Annotated in this window: 4 pseudogenes; 2 read left to right on the forward strand and 2 right to left on the reverse strand. The window is 55.9% G+C overall.

From position 1 onward, the window contains the following. Positions 1 to 83 (reverse strand): annotated as a pseudogene (locus ACQKP2_RS32705) (amidohydrolase); the annotation flags it as partial. Between the two features lie 49 nt (positions 84 to 132). Here ACQKP2_RS32705 and ACQKP2_RS32710 point away from each other — a divergent pair. Further along, positions 133 to 294, forward strand: a pseudogene (locus ACQKP2_RS32710) (HU family DNA-binding protein); the annotation flags it as partial. Between the two features lies 1 nt (position 295). Here ACQKP2_RS32710 and ACQKP2_RS32715 read toward each other — a convergent pair. Next, a pseudogene (locus ACQKP2_RS32715) lies at positions 296 to 514 on the reverse strand (GTP-binding protein); the annotation flags it as partial. Between the two features lie 750 nt (positions 515 to 1264). Here ACQKP2_RS32715 and ACQKP2_RS32720 point away from each other — a divergent pair. Then, positions 1265 to 1904: pseudogene (locus ACQKP2_RS32720) on the forward strand (type III PLP-dependent enzyme); the annotation flags it as partial.

Consider the following 1904-nt stretch of genomic DNA (forward strand, 5'->3'; position numbering starts at 1 on the left):
AGGTTGGCCTGGCGGTCGTGCCAGGCCAGGGACGTCTGGATCAGCGCGAGCGTCAGGGTCGGTAGATTGCTCAGATCACGCATAGTTTTTCCGCTCGAACAAAGGTTGAACGCCACGTTAAGGAAGTGACGTATGGGGGCTTTGACGAAAGCTGAGATGGCGGAACGTCTGTACGAAGAGCTGGGCCTGAACAAGCGGGAAGCCAAGGAATTGGTTGAACTGTTTTTCGAGGAAATCAGGCACGCTCTTGAAGACAACGAACAAGTCAAATTGTCCGGTTTCGGCAATTTCGACCCATGACCGACGTGGTAATCGAGATACCCCGCTGCTTTTCCATCTCCATCCAGTCGGACGTGGCATGGCGGTCGGATTTACGGGATTTCACCGTACCTGCCACCGCAATCGCCTTGCCCATCAGCAAGAGCTTTTCGGTGATGGTGGTCTTACCGGCATCGGGGTGGGAAATAATGGCGAAAGTGCGGCGTTTCGCGACTTCGGCGGCCTGTTGGGTCATGGGAAATCGCCTGGCAGGTGTTTAAAAAAGGGCGCAGATTATAGCCCAAGTTGATCCAGGAACCGAACCGTTGAGCGCCATCAACAACGAAAACCCATGTGGGAAAGCCTGCTCGCGATAGCAATAGATCAGTCAGTGACGATGCTGGCTGTGAAATCGCCATCGCGAGCAGGCTCGCTCCCACAAATTTCATGGGATTTTCGGAGATTTACGCGCCGGAAAAAAATATCAACACCTGACCGCTCCAAAACGCTCCCGAATCGCTCCCCGCAACAACCAAAATCCCCCGCTTCGAGCGTTCTCGCAGCCAACGTCGGCTATATTGACGCCATCGCACTTTCTAGCGAATTCGCGCACAACGGCGCCGAACATGCAGGTATTTTTAACACTTCGTCATTCTTCGGGAACATCTGCCTGTCATCTGGGTCGGTTACAAAGACTGCTGACGGCAACGCGCGTCAGACAAGTGCAAAAACGCGACATTTTTTGTTGATCTCAGGCCCCTCACGCCCTAAAGTTCGCGCCGAACGTCCATGCTGGAAACGATCCATCCGGCTCAAGTACTGACGACGAGACAGCAAGGCCAAGGGAAAAGCTGCACTTCCCATGGCCTTTTTGCTTTCGGCGACATGCCTTGGGAAGTAGGCGAACCAAAGTGGGGATACGGAGGACGTTCAGGAGGGTGTGTCATCAGTGAGTTCACCCTTGCACCCATTGTTTTTACCCGTTTGCCTTTAGGAGCTCCCCAGTATGTCGATTCAGGTCGAAGACTATTTCGCGCGCGACACCTTTCAGAAAATGAAGGCGTTCGCCGACAAGCAGGAAACCCCGTTCGTGGTGATCGACACCGCGATGATTGCCCAGGCCTACGACGACCTGCGCGCCGGCTTCGAGTTCGCCAAGGTCTACTACGCGGTCAAGGCCAACCCGGCAGCGGAAATCATCGACGTGCTCAAGGAAAAAGGCTCGAGTTTCGACATCGCCTCTATCTATGAGCTGGACAAGGTGCTGGGCCGTGGCGTCAGCCCGGACCAGATCAGCTACGGCAACACCATCAAGAAATCCAAGGACATCCGCTACTTCTACGACAAGGGCGTGCGTCTGTTCGCCACCGACTCCGAAGCCGACCTGCGCAACATTGCCAAGGCCGCGCCAGGCGCGAAAGTCTACGTGCGCATCCTGACCGAAGGCTCGACCACCGCCGACTGGCCGCTGTCGCGCAAATTCGGCTGCCAGACCGACATGGCCATGGACCTGCTGATTCTCGCTCGCGACCTGGGCCTGGTGCCTTATGGCGTGTCGTTCCACGTCGGTTCGCAACAGCGTGATATCAGCGTCTGGGACGCGGCGATCGCCAAGGTCAAAGTGATCTTCGAGCGCCTGAAGGAAG

Source organism: Pseudomonas sp. NPDC089569, assembly GCF_050280625.1.
Taxonomy (GTDB): Bacteria; Pseudomonadota; Gammaproteobacteria; order Pseudomonadales; family Pseudomonadaceae; genus Aquipseudomonas.